Raw genomic sequence first — 16,248 nt, forward strand, 5'->3', positions numbered from 1 at the left:
CCCGAGGGGAGAGGGAAAGGAGAAAAAACAATGGACATGGCCACCATCCAAGTCGGCGTCATCAAGCAGCACTTGATCGACCCCGAGATCTGCATCCGCTGCAACACCTGCGAGGCGACCTGCCCGGTCGACGCCATCACGCACGACGACCGCAACTACGTGGTGCGGGCCGACGTGTGCAACGGCTGCATGGCCTGCATCTCGCCCTGCCCGACCGGGTCGATCGACAACTGGCGCACCATGCCCGCGGCCCGCGCCTACTCGATCGAGGAGCAGTTCACCTGGGACGAGCTCCCCGCCGAACTCACCTCCGAGCAGCTCGAGGCCGAGGGCGTGGCCTCGGCCGACGAGGTGGTGATCCAGGCGCAGGCGCAGGCCCAGCCCGCGGCCGTGCCCCAGCCGGTGGCCGCGCCCGGCGAGGTGCCCTTCAACTCCGCACAGTACGGCGCGACCGTCCCGCCTTGGTCGGCCGCGCATGCGTACACCAACCTTTTCCCGCCGAAGAGCCCGACCACCGCGACCGTGGTCGGCAACTTCAACTGCACCGAGGCCGGCTACGAGAACCAGACGCACCACATCGTGCTGGATTTCGGCAGCATGCCTTTCCCGGTGCTCGAAGGCCAGTCCATCGCGATCATCCCGCCGGGGCTGGACGCCAACGGCAAGCCGCACTTCGCCCGCCAGTACTCGATCGCCAGTCCGCGCAACGGCGAGCGGCCCGGCTACAACAACATCTCGCTGACGGTGAAGCGCGTGCTGCAGGACCACCAGGGCAACCCTGTGCGCGGGGTGGCCAGCAACTACGTGTGCGACCTCAAGGTGGGCGACAAGGTGCAGGTCATCGGCCCCTTCGGTACCTCCTTCCTGATGCCGAACCATCCGAAGTCGCACATCGTGATGATCTGCACCGGCACCGGCAGCGCACCCATGCGCGCCATGACCGAGTGGCGCCGGCGTCTGCGCAAGAGCGGCAAGTTCGAGGGAGGCAAGCTCATGCTCTTCTTCGGCGCCCGCACGCAGCAGGAGCTGCCTTATTTCGGACCGCTGCAGAACCTGCCGAAGGACTTCATCGACATCAACTTCGCCTTCTCGCGCACGCCGGGCCAGCCCAAGCGCTACGTGCAGGACGCCATGCGCGAGCGCGCCGCCGACCTGGCCGCGATGCTGAAGGACGGGCAGAGCCACTTCTACGTCTGCGGCCTGAAGAGCATGGAAGAGGGCGTGGTGCTGGCGCTGCGCGACGTCGCCGTGGAAGCCGGGCTCGATTGGGACACCGTCGGCGCCTTGCTCAAGCGCGAAGGTCGCCTGCACCTGGAGACCTACTGAACATGCTCTCCCCCAGGCTTCGCGCCGCGGTGTTCCTTGCACAAGTGGGCTTTTCGCATAGGCTCGGAGGATGAAATTTGCCGAGTTCCACGAGGGCCAGGTCATCGAGGCCGGCCCCCATGTCGTCACCGAGACCGAGGTGCTGCAGTTCGCCAACGCCTACGACCCGCAGTGGTTTCACACCGATCCGAGCGCAGCGGCCGAGGGGCCCTTCGGCGGGCTCATCGCGAGTGGCTGGCACACCGGCGGCATCGCGATGCGCCTGGTGGCGAAGGCCGCATTGGAAGGCTCGGAGTCCTTCGCCTCGCCGGGGCTGGCCTACGTCAAGTGGCCGAACCCGGTGCGGCCTGGCGACTCGCTGCGGCTGGTGGCCGACGTGATCGAGGTGCGTCGATCGGAGAAGCGGCCGACGCTGGGCATCCTGCGCTGGCGCTGGCGGCTGTTCAACCAGCGCGATCAGCTGGCGCTGGACCTGGAGGCGACGAGCCTGTTCAAGCTCGCGGCGCACTGAGAGGTGGGACTACTCCCTCAGCAGATCTTCCTGGCTCTCGAAGGTCTTCATCTGCGCCTGGAGCGGTGCGCCGGGCGAGGCTTCGTCGATCTCCACATAGTTCAGCGAATAGGGAAAGGCGGACTCGTCCCGCAGGTCGTCCAGCGTGAGCGGCTTGCCGGGGGAGACATCGGCGTAGCGCGTCCAGCTGCCGGGATTGAAGTAGCGCACCTTCGAGGTGACGAGCGCCTTGTCGGGCAGGTGCGTGTGGCCCATCACCACGACCTCGGTCGCCTCGATGGCGGTGGCCCGCTTGAGGGCCTCGTCGCGCAGCGATTCCTTGCCGAAGGAGGCGTTCATGATCAGCGTGCCCAGGCTGTTGGCGGCCTGGCCGTCGCCGGCCAGCGTGTTGGCGCTGGTGAGCTTCTTCCAATCCGGCATGTCGGCGATCTCGGGCCAGTGGACCAGCACGAACTCCGCGGCCTTGTCTTCGCTGAAGCCTCGCAAGGTCTCCACGCTCGTGCCGGTGCGGCGGCTCAGTTCCTCGGCGAAGGCGGTGTTCGTGCCCAGGCGTGAAAGCACCTTGGTGCCCATTGGTGTGGCCGCTCCCAGCGTCTTGGCGTGTCGCGCGGAGAAGCGCAGGAAGGCCCACGACACGACCGCCAGGCCCTTCTTGTCCCCTTCCTTCAGCAGCGCGGCCAGCCGCTGCACGGGATAGATGTTGTCCGCGAAGGGGTACTCCCGTTCGAGCAGGTTGACGAACTTCACCATGAACAGCGTTCCCGGGCACATTTCGAGGCGCGTGTTGTCGTGGCGGGCGAGGGGCTTGTCCCACGACTTGAAGGTGTTGACCGGGTCCGGCAGGTGGCCGTGCGCGATCTGCAGCTTGCCGCCGTAGCGCTCGACCCAGTCCTGGCCGATTGCGAAGGCCAGGCCGGGATGCACGGCATCCACCAGCGCCTTCTGCACCGAGGGCCAGTACAGGTCGACGTCATGGTTGCCCGCGGCCACCGTGACCTGGTTGCCCAGGGCCTGGAACGCGCCGAGCGCGCTGAAGATCTCCGGATGCCCGGCCAGGATGACCTCGAGCTTCTTCAGCGACTCCGGTTCGCTGCACCAGGCCTTCGAGCCCGTCGATCGGTGGACCTCCTGCGCCGTCTGCGCGAACTCCAGGAAGTCGCCGTTGATGAACAGCTCGATCCCGCCCTTCCGACCGGGCTCGCTCTCGCCCAGGCTGGCGATGAAGCGGACCAGTTCCCTCTTCTGGTAGACGTGGTCGTCGCCCGGGTCGCCGGGCCCGCCGCCCACGTGCAGATCGCTGATGACGATGGTGCGCTGCTTCATCCTGTGCTCCTGCAATCGGTCGTTGGTGGTCAGGCATCCAGCTGGCACTGGACGCTGTAGAACAGCGGCGCGAAGTTGCCCGTCTGCGCGGATGTCTCGCGAAGGAGCCGCAACTGCTCGGACAAGGGCGTGCCCCTGTTCAGACAGGCCTCGATCAGCTTGCCGCCGAATGCCGCGCCGAACATGATCGGCACGAAGAAGGTCGTCGTGATCAATCCGATGGCTTCCTTCTCCCGGTAGGCATCGAGGAACCCGTGGAAGAGCAGCGGCGAGGTCGAGCCGGCGTTGCAGGCATTCATGATGAGGACGGGCGCATGGGCGTACTTGGCCGAGCGCTGCAGGTCCGAGGGGCGCAACTCGCAGCCCTGGGTCAGCACCAGCGTTTCCTGCAGCCCCGCTTCGGCGGCGGCGGCCGCGCCGTGGCAATAGGTGTAGATCACGCTCGCAGTGGATTGCCCCGACTGCAGCGACTTGCGGATGGAATTGCAGCTGTCCTGCACGTCGCAACGGACCCCTTTGTCCCGCAGGGCCTGGGCGAAGGTCTTGTGGATCTGCGCCGGGCCGACCTCACCCTCGTCCTCGTCCTCGTCCTCGATCTTGATCGTCGGATTGAGGTTGATGGCCACCTCGGCCGGCGACTTCCAGTGCGAGAGGCGAAGCAGGTCGTAATCGCCCGAGCCAGCCCGGATCGTCTCGATCGCGAAGCGCACGCCCCAGAAAGAGGCCGGATCGATCTTGTCCCTGGGCCGCTCTTCCTCCATCCAGTTCTTCGAGAAAGGCTCGCTGTAGAGCAGCTCGACCGGCAGCGGGAAGCCCGTGGTGGCCACCGTGAGCCGGCTGCGCCTGGGCTGCGAACTCACGGCATCGAGGATCTCCTTGGCCTTGGCGTTCTGCGAGTTGTTGCACAGCGCCTGGTGCAGAAGCCAGCCCGCGCTGGCGAGCTTCTCGGCACAACGCAGCAGATCGGCGTCATCCCGCCAGTCGGGCCTGCCGGGGTCCACCCGGGTCCAGGCGTCCGCCGCGAAGAAGTCGCTGCCGATCTCCGCCCGGACGGCCTTCAGCAGCGCATCCACCTTGGACTCGGACAGCTCGACGCTGGCGCTGAGCGCCTTGCCGACCAGTCCGCTCCTGCCGTACTGGATCAGGGACAGCGCCAGCCTGTCCTGCTCCACCGAGACGGTCAGCAGCATGGCGTTCAAAGCCGGCCCGTCGGCAGCCACGGAGATCGCCTTGGAGGCGTCCAGCTTGAGCACCGGGACCTGGCGGGCCGCGGCTTCGCCCGGCGCCAGGCGGTGTGCCTCGTCCGTCACCGCCATCTGGAGCGGGACGCCGTACAGCCGCGTGCTCCCTGCGAAGAACTCGACCAGCAACTCGGCCTGATCCGGGCAGTCGTCGGAAGTCTCGAAATCGAATGCGACTTCATCCACGAGCACGCCCGCTTCGAAGCGGGCCACCGCCACATGGCTTGCCTGGACGACGATGCCCTTGGGCGCCGTGAGCACGAGCGTGAGGAAGGCGCGTTCGCCCTTCACCGCGTCGTCGAGCTTCTCGCCCTCGATGATTGCGTAGACCGTCGGTGTCAGCCGGTCGGAGAAGACCAGGCGCGCCGCGGACCCCCGGATGAGATGAGTCCCGTCGTGGCCGCTGCCCTCGAACCGGAAGTTGAATCCGCGTTGCGGCTCTTCCGGCGCCGGTGCGGCTGGCGCCTCGGGCAGCGCGGCGGAGGCGGGGGGGAGGGGCATGGCCTCGAAGCCCCCGTTGTCCTCCGTGCTTCCGGCGCTGCCAGGGCGTTGCACCTTGAACTCGCGCCGCAGTATTTCCAACTGCTCGTCGCTCAGCTCGATGTCGGGGGGCGCATGGCGAATCTCGATCGAGGGCGGCCGCCGGAGACTTTTCAGTGAAAACAAACCGGCGAGCCAGGCGACAGCACCGGCGCTCACGGCCGTGCCGACGACCAACAGGCTGCCGAGATGCCGTTCGAGGAAGCCGGCGAGGTGCCGTTCAAAGAAGCTGACGATGGCATTCCACATGGGTCGATCGCGCCGGTTGCAAGGAGTCTGAAGTCTCCGGATCAATGGGCGCCGCCGGCCTCAGGGTAAACACCTTGAAGTCTGCCCTGCCGCTGTGATTGAAGCGACGTGGCGCAAGGCGCCGCATGCTCACGGCGAAGATCCGCGGGCCCGCACGGTCCGTGCCTTGCCCGCCAGCACCAACCCGATCCCCCCGAGGATCGCCAACGAAGCCAGCGCCAGCCGCGGCGTGAGCGCCTCCGCCAGGAACAGCACCCCGCCGAAAGCCGCGATCGGCGGTACCGACAGTTGCACGGTGGCCGCGCGAAGGGCGCTGAGATGCGGCAGTGCGGCGTACCAGATCACGTAGCCCAGTCCGGAGGTGATCGCCCCCGAGGCGATCGCCAGCGCGATGCCCGCGGGGTCCGCATGGGCCTGCGAGAGGAGCGCCAGGCTCAGCACCAGCGCCATCGGCGCCGCCCGAACGAAGTTTCGCGCGGTCGCCGCCAGCGGATCGGCCACGCCACGACCGCGCAGCGAATACACGCCCCAGGCCACTCCTGCAACCGCCATCAGCGTCGCCCCCAGCGGCGGTGGCGCGGCCAGGCCCGGCGACACCAGGTACACCAGCCCGCCGACCGCCAGCACGAAGCCCGACCACGCGAGCGGCCCGAACATCTCCCCCGCCCTCAGGCCCGCGCCGAACATGGTGAGCTGCACGGCGCCGAAGAGGATCAGCGCCCCGGTCCCGGCCGAGAGGCTGAGGTAGGCGAAGGAAAAGAAGGCGACGTACGCGAACAGCATCGCCGCCGCGAGCCAGTCGGCGCGCGCCGCCGGCGCTGGCCTGGCGCGCAGCCGCACGATCAGCGCCAGGGCGAGCGCCCCGGACACCAGCCGGATGCTTCCGAAGCTGGCCGGGTCGATGCCGCCCTGCTGCAGCGCCAGCCGGCACAGCAGCGAGTTGGCAGCGAAAGCCAGCATGGCCGCCGTCGTGAGCGCGATGGTGGACAGGCCGGTCCGGCCGCCGCGCGCTTCAGCCATGGATGGCGACCACGACGAGCGCCCCGCCCAGCAGCACGGCGCCCAGCGGCGCGCTCAGGCGCCGGCCCCAGGGCATGTTCTTCTCGATGGCCATCACGGCCGCCAGCAGCAGCATCCAGCCCAGGCTGCCGGTGCCGAAGGCGAACATCAGCAGCATCAAGGCCCAGCAGCAGCCCACGCAATACAGGCCGTGGTGCGCGCCCAGCAGGAAGGCCTGGCGCGCCGGCGCCGGCCCGCGCCAGTGCTCGATGACGAAGCCCAGCGGCGTGCGGCACTTGTCCAGGCACTGGTGCTTGAGCCGGCTGAACTGGAAGGCGCCGGCCAGCGCGAGCGTGGCCGCGCCGATCAGCCAGCCGTGCCAGGCGAGCGTGGGCGATTTCGCCAGCAGCGCGAGCAGGCCGCCATGCAGCCCGTGGGCGATCAGGCCGAAGGCGCCCCACGCCGCCATGTAGCCCAGGCCCAGCAAGATCACCAGTCGCCCATGGTCCGCGCGCTGCGCCGTCATGCGGTCGAACACGTTGAACAGGGGCAGGGTGGTGGGCAGCATCATGGCCGCCGTCATCAGCACCCAGGCCAGCGCATAGAGCAGCCCCGGCAGCCACCACTCGCCGCCGGGCAGGGTGCGGCACAGGAAGGCGGCCGGACCCGAGGCCGTCCAGTCCTCGTGCTCGAGATAGCGGCCCCAGGGGCTGCGCGCCCAGGCCCACAGCGACGCCCAGGCCAGCACGACCAGCGCGGCCAGCAGCGGCAGGAACACGCGGCGATGGCGCGCCGCGCCCGCGATCGCAGCCATGACAACCCGCGCTCAGGCGTCGAACACGAAGGTGCTCTGCAGCGCGTTGTGATTCTGGATGTCGAGGTCGATGCCCAGCTTGGCATTCTTCGAGCGGTAGCTCGGCGCCTTGCCGACGAAGACCGGCGCGCCGGGCACGGTGGAGAACACGGTGTCGGACAGCACGGTCTGCCCGCCGGTGGCGCCGCGGTAGGGCTCCAGCTCGGCGTAGTAGTCGCTGCCGATCGTGAGCTTGCCGCTGCCCTCGTTCACGTGAAAGCCGATCTTCGCGCGCTCCACCGAGACCACGTTGCCGATCAGCTTGGCCAGGTCCGCGATCGGCCCGCCGGCCTGCCCCGTGTAGACCTTGAGCAGCGCCTCCTCCTGTTCCTTGGAGGCGTTGTCGTCCACGTAGATCGCGGCGCTCCAGTTGCCCTGCAGGATGTTGCCCGGCACGTGGGCCACGGCGGCGATGGTGTTGCCGCCGACGTCCAGGCCGTCGACCGTGCCCTTGTCGATGCGCCAGGCGACGATGGTGTCGCAGGTGCCGTTGTCCGGGTCCTCGCCGATCCAGCAGGGGCAAAGGACGTTGCAGTTGCAGACCTCCAGCAGGCGGCCTTCCAGGTGATAGCTCATTCCGACCTCCGTTCGAACGTTGAATGTCGAAGCCTCACTGACGCGGACTCACCGGCTTGCCGCCGCGGCCGGGCGGCAAGGGAAAACGATGCTACGCCGCCGGGCAGGCCGCGTCCATGTGCCGAACGGCCGAAGGGATCGGCGCGGGAGGGCTGCGGCTCAGCGTGCGCCGAGCAGCCGCGTCAGCAGGCTTTCGAGCTGCTCGACGTCCACCGGCTTGGTCAGGTGGGCGAAGAAGCCCGCCTCGAAGCTCAGCTGCCGGTCGCGCTCCTGCCCGTAGCCGCTGACCGCGATGAGCGGCGGCGGATGCGCGATCTCGGCACGGGCACGCTCCGCCACCTCCAGTCCGCTCAGGCCGGGCAGGCCGATGTCGAGCAGCACCAGGTCGGGCGCGAGTTGCTTGATCGCCGCCAGGGCCGTGATGCCGTCGTGCCGCACCGCCGAGCGGCAGCCCAGCGCGTCCATCAGCGCGGACATGGTCTGGGCCGCGTCCTGGTTGTCGTCCACCACCAGCACGAAGGGCCGGCCGTCGTGCTGCGCGCAGGCCGGCGCGGGCTTTTCCGGCGTCACCGGAGCCGGGCCCAGGGGCAGCCGCACCACGAACTCGCTGCCCTCGCCCGGCAGGCCCTTGCTGAAGGCGGCCACCTCGCCGCCGTGCAGCGTGACCAGTTGCTGCACCAGGCTCAGCCCCAGGCCCAGGCCGCCCTGCGAACGCGCGATGTCCTGCTCGCCCTGCTCGAAGAGGTTGAAGATGCGCTGCAGGTCCTGCGGCGCGATGCCGGGTCCGTCGTCGCGCACGCTCAGTTCCGCCTGGTCGCCGCGGCGGCCGGCGCGCAGGTGCAGGTGGCCGCCGGCCGGGGTGAACTTGATCGCATTGCCCAGCAGATTGCTGAGCACCTGGATCAGCCGGGCGCGGTCGCCCAGGGTCCACATCGCGTCGGGCTCCACCTCCACCTCCAGCCGCTGCGACTTGTCCGCCGCCAGCGGTGACATCGCCTCCAGGGCCTCGGCGATCACCGCTTTCAGGTCCACCGGCCGGGCCTCCAGCCGGATCTTGCCGCTGGTGATGCGGCCCACGTCCAGCAGGTCGTCCACCAGGCGCACCATCTGCCGCAGCTGGCGCGAGATGGTGTCGCTCGCCAATTGCAACTGCGGGTTGTCCAGCTTCAGGCGGTTCATCAGCGCCAGCGCGTTGGAGATCGGCGCGAGCGGATTGCGCAGCTCGTGGCCCAGCATGGCCAGAAAGGTGCTGATGCGCCGGCCTTCATCTTCCAGCGAGCTGACGCGGCGCCGCTCGGTCAGGTCGCGCGTCACCTTGGCGAAGCCGCGCAGCGCGCCGCTGGCGTCGTGCACGGCCGTGATGACCACGTCGGCCCAGAAGCGGCTGCCGTCCTTGCGCAGGCGCCAGCCCTCCTCCTCGAAGCTGCCGTCGCGGCGGGCGATGCGCAGCTCTTCGTCGGGCCAGCCGGTGGCCTGCACCTCGGGCGGGTAGAACACCGAGAAATGGCGGCCGATGATCTCGTTCGCCTCGTAGCCCTTGAAGCGGCGGGCGCCCGCGTTCCAGCTGATCACGCGGCCCGCCGGGTCCAGCATGAAGATCGCATAGTCCTTGACGCTTTCGACCAGCAGGCGGAAGCGCTCTTCGCTCATGCGCAGCTGCTCCTCCTGGCGGCGGCGCTCGCTCAGGTCACGGGTGATCTTGGAGAAGCCGCGGAACTCGCCCGCGGGCGTGATCAGGCGGGTGATGACCACGTTGGCCCAGAAGCGGGTGCCGTCCTTGCGCAGGCGCCAGCCCTCGTCCTCGAAGCGGCCGCTCAGGCGCGCCATCTTCAGCTCGTGCTCGGGCCAGCCGCGCGTCAGCTGCTCGGGCGGATAGAACACCGAGAAATGGCGGCCGATGATCTCGTGCGCCTCGTAGCCCTTGATGCGTTGCGCCCCGACGTTCCAGCTGCGCACGCGGCCCTCGGTGTCCAGCAGGAAGATCGCATAGTCGCTGGCCGCCTCCACCATCAGGCGGTAGTCGGCATCGTCCGTGGCCGGCGCCGGCACGGACGGTGCCGACCCTGGGGTCTGGATGAGAAGACTGCCGGCGTCTGCCATGTGCACCTTTTTCGCGGGCCGGAATTGCCGCCAGCATCGGCGGAAAAGGACCCTTCGTGGACCGGTCTCTCGAAACAGCCGAGCCGGGCTCGGCGGGAGTCTAGTGGAGTGCGTGCCGTCTGGCCGTCGGACGGGGCCGCAGTTTTCCCGCAGGCCGGAGGCTGCACCTTGTGTTTCGGATAGCATTCCCGCGGACGGCTCGGCCGCCTCCACGGACCTTCGTCCCGGACGGCCCTGACGCAAAGAGGGAGTGGGCTTGGGTACCGACGACGCATTCGCCGAACTGGGCTTGGCATCCGGCGCGAGCGAGCGCGAAGTGAAGGCGGCATGGCGCCGGCTGGCCTCGCAATGGCATCCGGACCGCAACGGCAGCGCCGACGCGGTGACGCGGATGCAGCGCATCAATCAGGCCTTCGAAGAGATCCGCCGCGCCGGTTTCCGCGTCCCTCCCGAAACCACGGCAGGCGATGCCAACGCCGCCCCATCCCCCTCGCCGAATGACGCCGAAGCAAGCGCCGGCGAACAGGAAGCCGGCCCGACCGCATTCGACGACGGTGAGGGCGGCGCGCGCGGCCACCGCCGGCCCATCCACCGCAAGGTGAAGCTCACGCTCGAGGAGGCCGCGGCCGGCTGCATCAAGGTGCTGCGCGGGAAGCTCACCGAGACCTGCCGCAGCTGCGCGGGCGCCGGCCACCAGGTGCTGGGCGGCAATTGCACCCGCTGCGGCGGCTCGGGCGCGGTGCGCAAGCCCTCCTTCTTCGGCTGGCCCACCGGCGTGGCCGAGTGCGAGGCCTGCCTGGGCGGCGGGATCGCCCGGCAGCCATGCGCGGCGTGCCGGGGCAGCGGCAAGACGCCCGCGCGCGGCTACCAGGTCAAGGTCCGCATTCCGGCCGGCGTGCGCCACGGCGATTTGCTGCACGTCGACGGGCGGCGACTGCGACCCGAGCGCCTGTCCGCCGACCTCGAGATTCGCGTCGAGCTGCTGGCGCACGACTTTTTCCAGCTCGACGACGACGGCACCCTGCGATGCGAGGTCCCGGTCGATGGCTTCGCCTGGATCGCCGAACGCCCGGTCCAGGTGCCGACCGTCACCGGCCTGCAGTCCCTGCGGACCCGCCGCAGCCAGGTGTCCTACTGCCTCAAGGGCCTGGGCTTTCCGGTGGCGCATGGTGGGGCGCGCGGTGACCTGTGGGTCACGCTGGTGCCGGTGTTTCCGAAGCAGCTGAGCACCGATCAGCAGATCCTGCTCGACCAGCTCTGCGCAACGGCCTCCGGGGCGGACGGGCGCGCCGTGGACGAGCGGCTGCGCGCATGGCAGCGCGGCCTGCGCGCGTGGGAGCGCGGGCAGCGCGACGAGTAGTCCAGGGGGTCTCAGGGCCGCACGTTCGAGAGCAGGTGGTGCCATTGCAGCACCTGGTGCAAAAGGATGCCGCCGAAGAAGCCGTCCGGCGACACGCGATGCCGCTGGCCGGGCCCGCGCACTCGCGCTCACTCCTCTTCGCAGGTGTCTTCCACCACCATCTCGGGCCGCAGCCGGATGCAACGTGTTCCTTGCAGCGTCTCGACCACGAAACGATCGGCGCCCGACGCACCGTTCACGAAGTGAACGTCGTCCAGCCAGATTCGATGGGATTCGGTGCCCTGCAGGCCTGCCGCATCGATGTGCAGATCGGCGGCGGTGAATTGATGCTGGCCCTGCGCGTGGTAGATGCGCACCAGCTGCCCGCTGTCGTGGTACCAGGCGCTCGTGTTCGCGAAGTAGCGCCCGTCGTCGGAGAGGTCGCCGCCCGGGTGGCCGTCATGGACGTAGTCGGACTCCCATTGGATGGCCTCGTCCCGGGCGGACACGACCTGGAGCCGGTAGCGCCACTGCCACGCGCGTTCCGCGCCCTGCTTGTCGGCCACGAACACGCGCGCGATGTACTGCCGGTTGCCGGACTTGACCTCGAAGGGCCGATAGCCGGCGACGTCGGCTGCCGCTGCGCAGCGCCAGGCGAGCGTCAGGATCAGGAGGAAGACGAGGCGAAGCGAGGCGCGGAAAGCCATGGTCCAGAGGTCCAATGCAGACGAGGGGCTGCATGTGTAACCGCGCGACCAGGCCTCCCGATCGTGTCCGAGAACATTCGCGAGAATTGCGCCGGAACGGCCTCGCCTTGTTCATGATCCCGGAATCACGCCACGCCCGGCAGGCCCGAAGGCCGCCGCCGCGCCGTGGCCTTCGTGCGTGATCTTCAGAAGGGGCAGGACGGATCGAACCTCGGGTCGCGCTTCTCGCGCAGCGAGGCGATGCCCTCATGCACGTCCGGCCCCGAGAAGCCCATGAATTCCAGCGCCAGCGAACTGTCGAAGCTCGGGCCCGCCAGGCGCAGCCAGTTGTTGAGCGCGTACTTGGTCCAGCGGATGGCGGTCTGCGAGCCGCTGGCCAGCTTTTTCGCGACCTCGAAGGCCCGGGGCACCAGCTGGTCCTCCGGCACCGCCAGCGACACCAGGCCGATGCGCTCGGCCTCCTCGCCAGACACCGCCTCGCACAGCATCAGGTAGTACTTGGCCTTGGCCATGCCGCACAGGAGCGGCCACACGATCGCCGCATGGTCGCCCGCCGCCACGCCCAGTCGGGTGTGGCCGTCGATGATGCGGGCGTTGGTGCTGGCGATCGACACGTCGGCCAGGAGCCCGGCCACCAGGCCCGCGCCCACGGCCGGCCCGTGCATGGCCGAGACCACGGGCTTGCTGCAGTTGATCACGTTGTAGACCAGATCGCGCGCCTCGCGCCAGACGCGTGCGCGGACCTGGAAGTCGTTGGCCATGTCCTCCACCAGGCCCAGGTCGCCGCCGGCGGAAAAGCCCTTGCCCTCGCCGCGGATGATGGCCACGCGCGTCTCGGGGTCGCGGTCGATGTCGGTCCAGATGGAGGCCAGCTCGCGATGCAGCTGGTGGTCGGCGGTGGACAGCTTCTTGTTGGCGCTCTGCGCCGCGCCCATCACCACTTCGAGGATGCCGTCCGGATGGCGCCTCAGGCTCAGTGCCTGGTAGTGGGCGTAGGGGGCTTCGTTGGCCATGGTTCGTTCCTTCTCGGGTTGCGGAAGCTCGGATCTTCCTTCTTCCGCGCCAGATGGCCGAAAGCCTCGCTTCAGGATGGGTCGCGTCGAGGCGGCAGGAGCGCGGCGGCCCCACGCAGCGCCGCCTCCAGCTGTTCGACCGAATAGGGCTTGTGCAGCCAGAAAGTGTCGGGAGGCGCTTGCGGGGGCGCGGCCTGGCCGGTGGCGAAGATCACCGGAAAGCTCGCCCGCTCCCGCAGCGTCTGCGCGAGCTCGCGGCCGGACAGGGCCGGCAGTCCGATGTCGACCATCAGCACGTCGAACACGCCCTCGAGGAATCGGCTCTTCGCGCCTTCCGCGCTCTTGACGCCGGTGGCCCAGTGGCCGAGGGCCTGCAGCAGGTGCAGGGTGGCGGCCAGCGTGTCGGCGTCGTCCTCCACGACCAGGATGCGCAGCCTGGGCGGCGGCGCGTGCGCCGGCGAGGCGGCCGCCGCGCGCTCCACCTTCCACTCGGCCTGCCGCTGCCCGAGCCAGTCGAATAGGCTGCGGCGGAAGGCCTCGTACCAGTCGGGGTGCGAGAGCGCGTGGTCGGCGCCTTCGATCATCCGCAATTCGAAGGAGCGTGCCGTGGCCAGGGCCGCGGCGTAGTTCTCGATGACGGGTCGCGGGATCGTGTCGTCGTGGGCGGAGCCGATCAACAAGGCGTCGCCGCGGAAGTCGGCGCAGGCGCCGAGCGCACGGTTCTTCTGCGGAGGCAGCCTCAGGAGCCGGTAGACGGAGAGATCGTCCTTGTCCAGCGCTTCCTTGGGCTGCGACCAGGCCTCGTCGCGATAGAGGGCCGGGGCCCGCAGCGCCAGCCAGCGCAGCGGACGCAGGCGGCTGGCCAAGGCGGCCAGGTAACCGCCGTAGCTCACGCCGACCATGCCGATCGCGTCGCGCGCCACCTGCGGCTCGGCCGCCAGCGCGTCGTAGGCGGCCAGCAAGTCGCGCAGGTTGTCTTCGCGCGTCACGCTCGCGCGCTCGGTGGCGCTCAAGGTGGCGTTCGGCAGGTCGACCCGATGGCAGGCCCATCCGGCGGCGTGCAAGCCTTGCTCGAGTGTCCGGTCACGCGCGCGCTGGTCGTCGTTCCAACCGGGCACCAGCAGGAGGCCGGGCCGCAGTGGCGGATCGATCGCGGAGGGAGCCATCTCTTGGAATTCTTTCTTGGTTGAAGCTCTTGCCACGCAAGATCATCGGACGGGACCGCCGACATGCCCGTCAGCCTTTGCCTTCATCGGCTGCCCGCCAAAGCCGTGGCGAGGGCTTCCTACAATGCGGGCCCTTTGGCTCCCTTCTCTCCCGCGCACCCATGGACATCGTCGTCAACGAAGAACTCAAGGCCTACATCGATCCGTTGTCGCCGGAGGAATACGAAGCCCTGGAGCGCAGCATCCTCGACGAGGGCTGCCGCGATGCGCTGATCCTCTGGGGCGACGTGCTGGTCGACGGGCACAACCGCTACGGCATCTGCCGCAAGCACGGCGTGCCCTTCCAGACGGTGCAGAACACGCGCTTCCGTTCCATCGAAGATGTGCACCTCTGGATGATCGACCAGCACCTGGGCCGGCGCAGCCTGTCCGACTTCCAGCGCGGCGTGCTGGCGCTGCGCAAGAAGGAGATCGTGGCCGGGCGGCGCACCCGCGCGGCCGCTGCCCCGGCGCCCGAGGCGGCACCCCCGACGCGCGAGGCACCCGAGGCGGCGTCCGGTGCCTCACCCGCCGCCATCGGCGCCGACGCCGCGCCGCTGGACAGCCGCGAGGCCGTGGCCCGCGCCGCGCGCCTGAGCAGCGGCCAGGTCGTCATGATCGAGAAGATCCAGAAGCAGGCCGCGCCGGAACTGGTGCAGGCGGTGCGCTCCGGCACCATCTCGATCAACGCCGCGGCCGCCGTCGCCAGCTTGCCGGCCGAGGAGCAGGTGGCGGCCGTGGCCGCCGGCAAGGACGAACTGAAACAGGTCGCCAAGCGGGTGCGCGAATCCAGGCGCAAGCCGCGCGAGGAAGGGTCGACGGCGGCGCCGGACGGGGAGGCCACGCCGCCCGAGGACGCGTTGCAAACCCTGCGCCGCCGCGTGGCCGAGCTCACGGCCGAGAACGAGGCGCTGCGCCGGCAGGTCGCCGCGCTGCAGGCGGGTGGCGCCGCGCAGGAGGCCGACGCCTCCGCGCCTTTTTGACTTCGCCTGCTTCGAACGCCAATCCCTTCCCCCACCGCCCACTGCAATGCGTGGCAGGCCGCATCGGACCGTCACTCCAGCCGCGCCGGCCGAGGGCGCTCAACCCTGCAGCTCGGTCTTGCGCTCGATGATGCGCGAGACCAGGCCATAGGCCACCGCTTCTTCCGCGGAGAGCCAGCGATCGCGCTCGATATCCGCCATCACCGCCTCGAAGGACTTGCCGGTCTCGCGCGAGATGGTGCGGGCGATGCGCTCACGGGCCTTGATGATCTCCTGTGCATGGATCGCGATGTCGCTGGCCGGCCCGCCCGCGCCGCCGCTGGGCTGGTGGATCAGGAAGCGGGTGTTGGGCAGGCAGAAGCGGCGCTCGCGCGGCGCGGCCAGGTACAGGTGGGTGGCCGCGCTGCCCACCCAGCCGGTACCGATCATGCGCACCGGCGCCGAGATGAAGCGCACCACGTCGTGGATCGCGTCGCCGGACTCCAGGTGGCCGCCCGGCGAACTGACCAGCACGTCGATGGGCGCGTCGCTGTCGGCATCGAGTGCGATCAGACGGCGCGTGATGTCGCGCGCGGCAGCATCGGTGATCGTGCCGAAGATGAACAGCGTGCGCGACTTGAAAGCCTTCTCTTCCAGGTAGGAGCTGGCGCGGGATTCGCCCAGCGGACCGCCCGGTGCATCTTCTTCAGGGGTTTCCATTTCCATGGTGCTCCTTCGCTACGCGTTGCGAACGGCGAGGCCGCCCATGCGGCTCGCGCGCCGGACAGCTTAACGCTGCGCCGCCGGCGTTGCAGCGTGGATGCGATTGGGGTGCCGGCGGAGTCAGCCGAGTACGTCGTTCACCTGCTCGTTGAACTCCGTCTGGCTGAGCGCCGTGCCCAACTCGCGCGGCAACGCGTCACGCACCGAGAACACACCCAGGATCTTCGGGCCCTTGACCAGCGGCAGGTGACGGAAGCCCCGCTCCAGCATCAGCACGACCGCGTCGGACACCAGCGTCTCGGGGGCCACGCAGATCGGGTTGGCCGTCATCACGTCGCTGACCGGCGTGCGCTCGGGATCGAGGCCGCGGGCCAGTACCCGCGTCATCAGGTCGCGCTCGGTCAGGATGCCCAGAAGGATGTCCGGCGGCTCCATGATCAGGACGCTGCCGCAGTTGGCGCGCGTCATCACTCCGGCGGCCTCGCGCACGCTCGCCTGCGGACCCAGGCAGAGCACGTGCTTGCGCGAGATGGACTGGAAAACCGTGCGTTCTGCCATGGCTGCCCCTCCGATCGAATCCG

At 69.3% G+C, this 16,248-nt stretch carries 16 protein-coding genes; 4 read left to right on the plus strand and 12 right to left on the minus strand.

Annotated elements, in window-relative coordinates; all coding sequences use genetic code 11:
* Window positions 1-30: 30 nt before the first annotated feature.
* Window positions 31-1,326: a benzoyl-CoA 2,3-epoxidase subunit BoxA gene (boxA, locus tag ABEA07_RS13080; RefSeq protein WP_345538329.1), complete on the plus strand. Its 1,296-nt coding sequence runs from the start codon at window positions 31-33 to the stop codon at window positions 1,324-1,326.
* A gap of 70 nt (window positions 1,327-1,396) precedes the next feature.
* Window positions 1,397-1,837, plus strand: coding sequence for a MaoC family dehydratase (locus ABEA07_RS13085; RefSeq protein WP_345538330.1), 441 nt, complete (start codon window positions 1,397-1,399; stop codon window positions 1,835-1,837).
* Between the two features lie 9 nt (window positions 1,838-1,846).
* Here the strand turns inward: ABEA07_RS13085 and ABEA07_RS13090 are convergent, their stop codons facing one another.
* The 6 genes from ABEA07_RS13090 to ABEA07_RS13115 all read right to left on the minus strand — a co-directional run bounded on the left by ABEA07_RS13090 (window position 1,847) and on the right by ABEA07_RS13115 (window position 9,718).
* Window positions 1,847-3,160 (minus strand): hypothetical protein, encoded by a 1,314-nt coding sequence (locus ABEA07_RS13090; protein WP_345538332.1) that lies wholly within the window; start codon window positions 3,158-3,160, stop codon window positions 1,847-1,849.
* A gap of 29 nt (window positions 3,161-3,189) precedes the next feature.
* A complete protein-coding gene (locus ABEA07_RS13095; protein WP_345538333.1) occupies window positions 3,190-5,190 on the minus strand; it encodes a hypothetical protein in 2,001 nt (666 codons plus the stop codon).
* A gap of 129 nt (window positions 5,191-5,319) precedes the next feature.
* Window positions 5,320-6,210, minus strand: a complete 891-nt coding sequence (locus ABEA07_RS13100; RefSeq protein ID WP_345538334.1) for a DMT family transporter — start codon at window positions 6,208-6,210, stop codon at window positions 5,320-5,322.
* Entirely contained in the window at window positions 6,203-7,003 is an 801-nt protein-coding gene (locus ABEA07_RS13105) for a DUF2182 domain-containing protein (RefSeq protein WP_345538336.1), read from the minus strand. The genes ABEA07_RS13100 and ABEA07_RS13105 overlap by 8 nt, the downstream gene beginning before the upstream one ends.
* A 12-nt stretch (window positions 7,004-7,015) precedes the next feature.
* Complete coding sequence (locus ABEA07_RS13110) at window positions 7,016-7,618, minus strand: DUF1326 domain-containing protein (RefSeq protein ID WP_345538337.1); 603 nt, start codon at window positions 7,616-7,618, stop codon at window positions 7,016-7,018.
* 159 nt (window positions 7,619-7,777) lie between these two features.
* Window positions 7,778-9,718: a PAS domain-containing hybrid sensor histidine kinase/response regulator gene (locus tag ABEA07_RS13115; RefSeq protein ID WP_345538338.1), complete on the minus strand. Its 1,941-nt coding sequence runs from the start codon at window positions 9,716-9,718 to the stop codon at window positions 7,778-7,780.
* A gap of 250 nt (window positions 9,719-9,968) precedes the next feature.
* On the opposite strand from ABEA07_RS13115, the gene ABEA07_RS13120 reads away from it, so the two are divergent.
* Window positions 9,969-11,078: a DnaJ C-terminal domain-containing protein gene (locus ABEA07_RS13120; RefSeq protein WP_425584130.1), complete on the plus strand. Its 1,110-nt coding sequence runs from the start codon at window positions 9,969-9,971 to the stop codon at window positions 11,076-11,078.
* Window positions 11,079-11,089: 11 nt separating this feature from the next.
* Here ABEA07_RS13120 and ABEA07_RS13125 read toward each other — a convergent pair whose 3' ends face one another.
* The 4 genes from ABEA07_RS13125 to ABEA07_RS13140 all read right to left on the minus strand — a co-directional run bounded on the left by ABEA07_RS13125 (window position 11,090) and on the right by ABEA07_RS13140 (window position 13,943).
* Entirely contained in the window at window positions 11,090-11,200 is a 111-nt protein-coding gene (locus ABEA07_RS13125) for a DUF2243 domain-containing protein (protein WP_345538340.1), read from the minus strand.
* Window positions 11,201-11,206: 6 nt separating this feature from the next.
* Window positions 11,207-11,764, minus strand: coding sequence for a hypothetical protein (locus ABEA07_RS13130; protein ID WP_345538341.1), 558 nt, complete (start codon window positions 11,762-11,764; stop codon window positions 11,207-11,209).
* A 185-nt stretch (window positions 11,765-11,949) separates the two neighbouring features.
* Window positions 11,950-12,777 carry an enoyl-CoA hydratase/isomerase family protein gene (locus tag ABEA07_RS13135; RefSeq protein ID WP_345538342.1) on the minus strand — a complete coding sequence of 276 codons (828 nt, stop codon included), beginning with the start codon at window positions 12,775-12,777 and terminating at the stop codon, window positions 11,950-11,952.
* Window positions 12,778-12,848: 71 nt separating this feature from the next.
* Complete coding sequence (locus ABEA07_RS13140; RefSeq protein WP_345538344.1) at window positions 12,849-13,943, minus strand: prolyl oligopeptidase family serine peptidase; 1,095 nt, start codon at window positions 13,941-13,943, stop codon at window positions 12,849-12,851.
* 161 nt (window positions 13,944-14,104) lie between these two features.
* Here ABEA07_RS13140 and ABEA07_RS13145 point away from each other — a divergent pair, with 161 nt between their 5' ends.
* On the plus strand, window positions 14,105-14,965 hold the full coding sequence (locus tag ABEA07_RS13145; RefSeq protein WP_345538346.1) for a plasmid replication/partition related protein: 861 nt from the start codon (window positions 14,105-14,107) through the stop codon (window positions 14,963-14,965).
* A gap of 99 nt (window positions 14,966-15,064) precedes the next feature.
* Here ABEA07_RS13145 and ABEA07_RS13150 read toward each other — a convergent pair whose 3' ends face one another.
* Complete coding sequence (locus tag ABEA07_RS13150; protein WP_345538347.1) at window positions 15,065-15,664, minus strand: ATP-dependent Clp protease proteolytic subunit; 600 nt, start codon at window positions 15,662-15,664, stop codon at window positions 15,065-15,067.
* Window positions 15,665-15,787: 123 nt separating this feature from the next.
* Window positions 15,788-16,225, minus strand: coding sequence for a CBS domain-containing protein (locus ABEA07_RS13155; RefSeq protein ID WP_345538349.1), 438 nt, complete (start codon window positions 16,223-16,225; stop codon window positions 15,788-15,790).
* Window positions 16,226-16,248: the final 23 nt, after the last annotated feature.

The sequence above is a fragment of the Variovorax defluvii genome, assembly GCF_039541515.1.
In the GTDB taxonomy this organism is placed as follows: Bacteria; Pseudomonadota; Gammaproteobacteria; order Burkholderiales; family Burkholderiaceae_C; genus Variovorax; species Variovorax defluvii.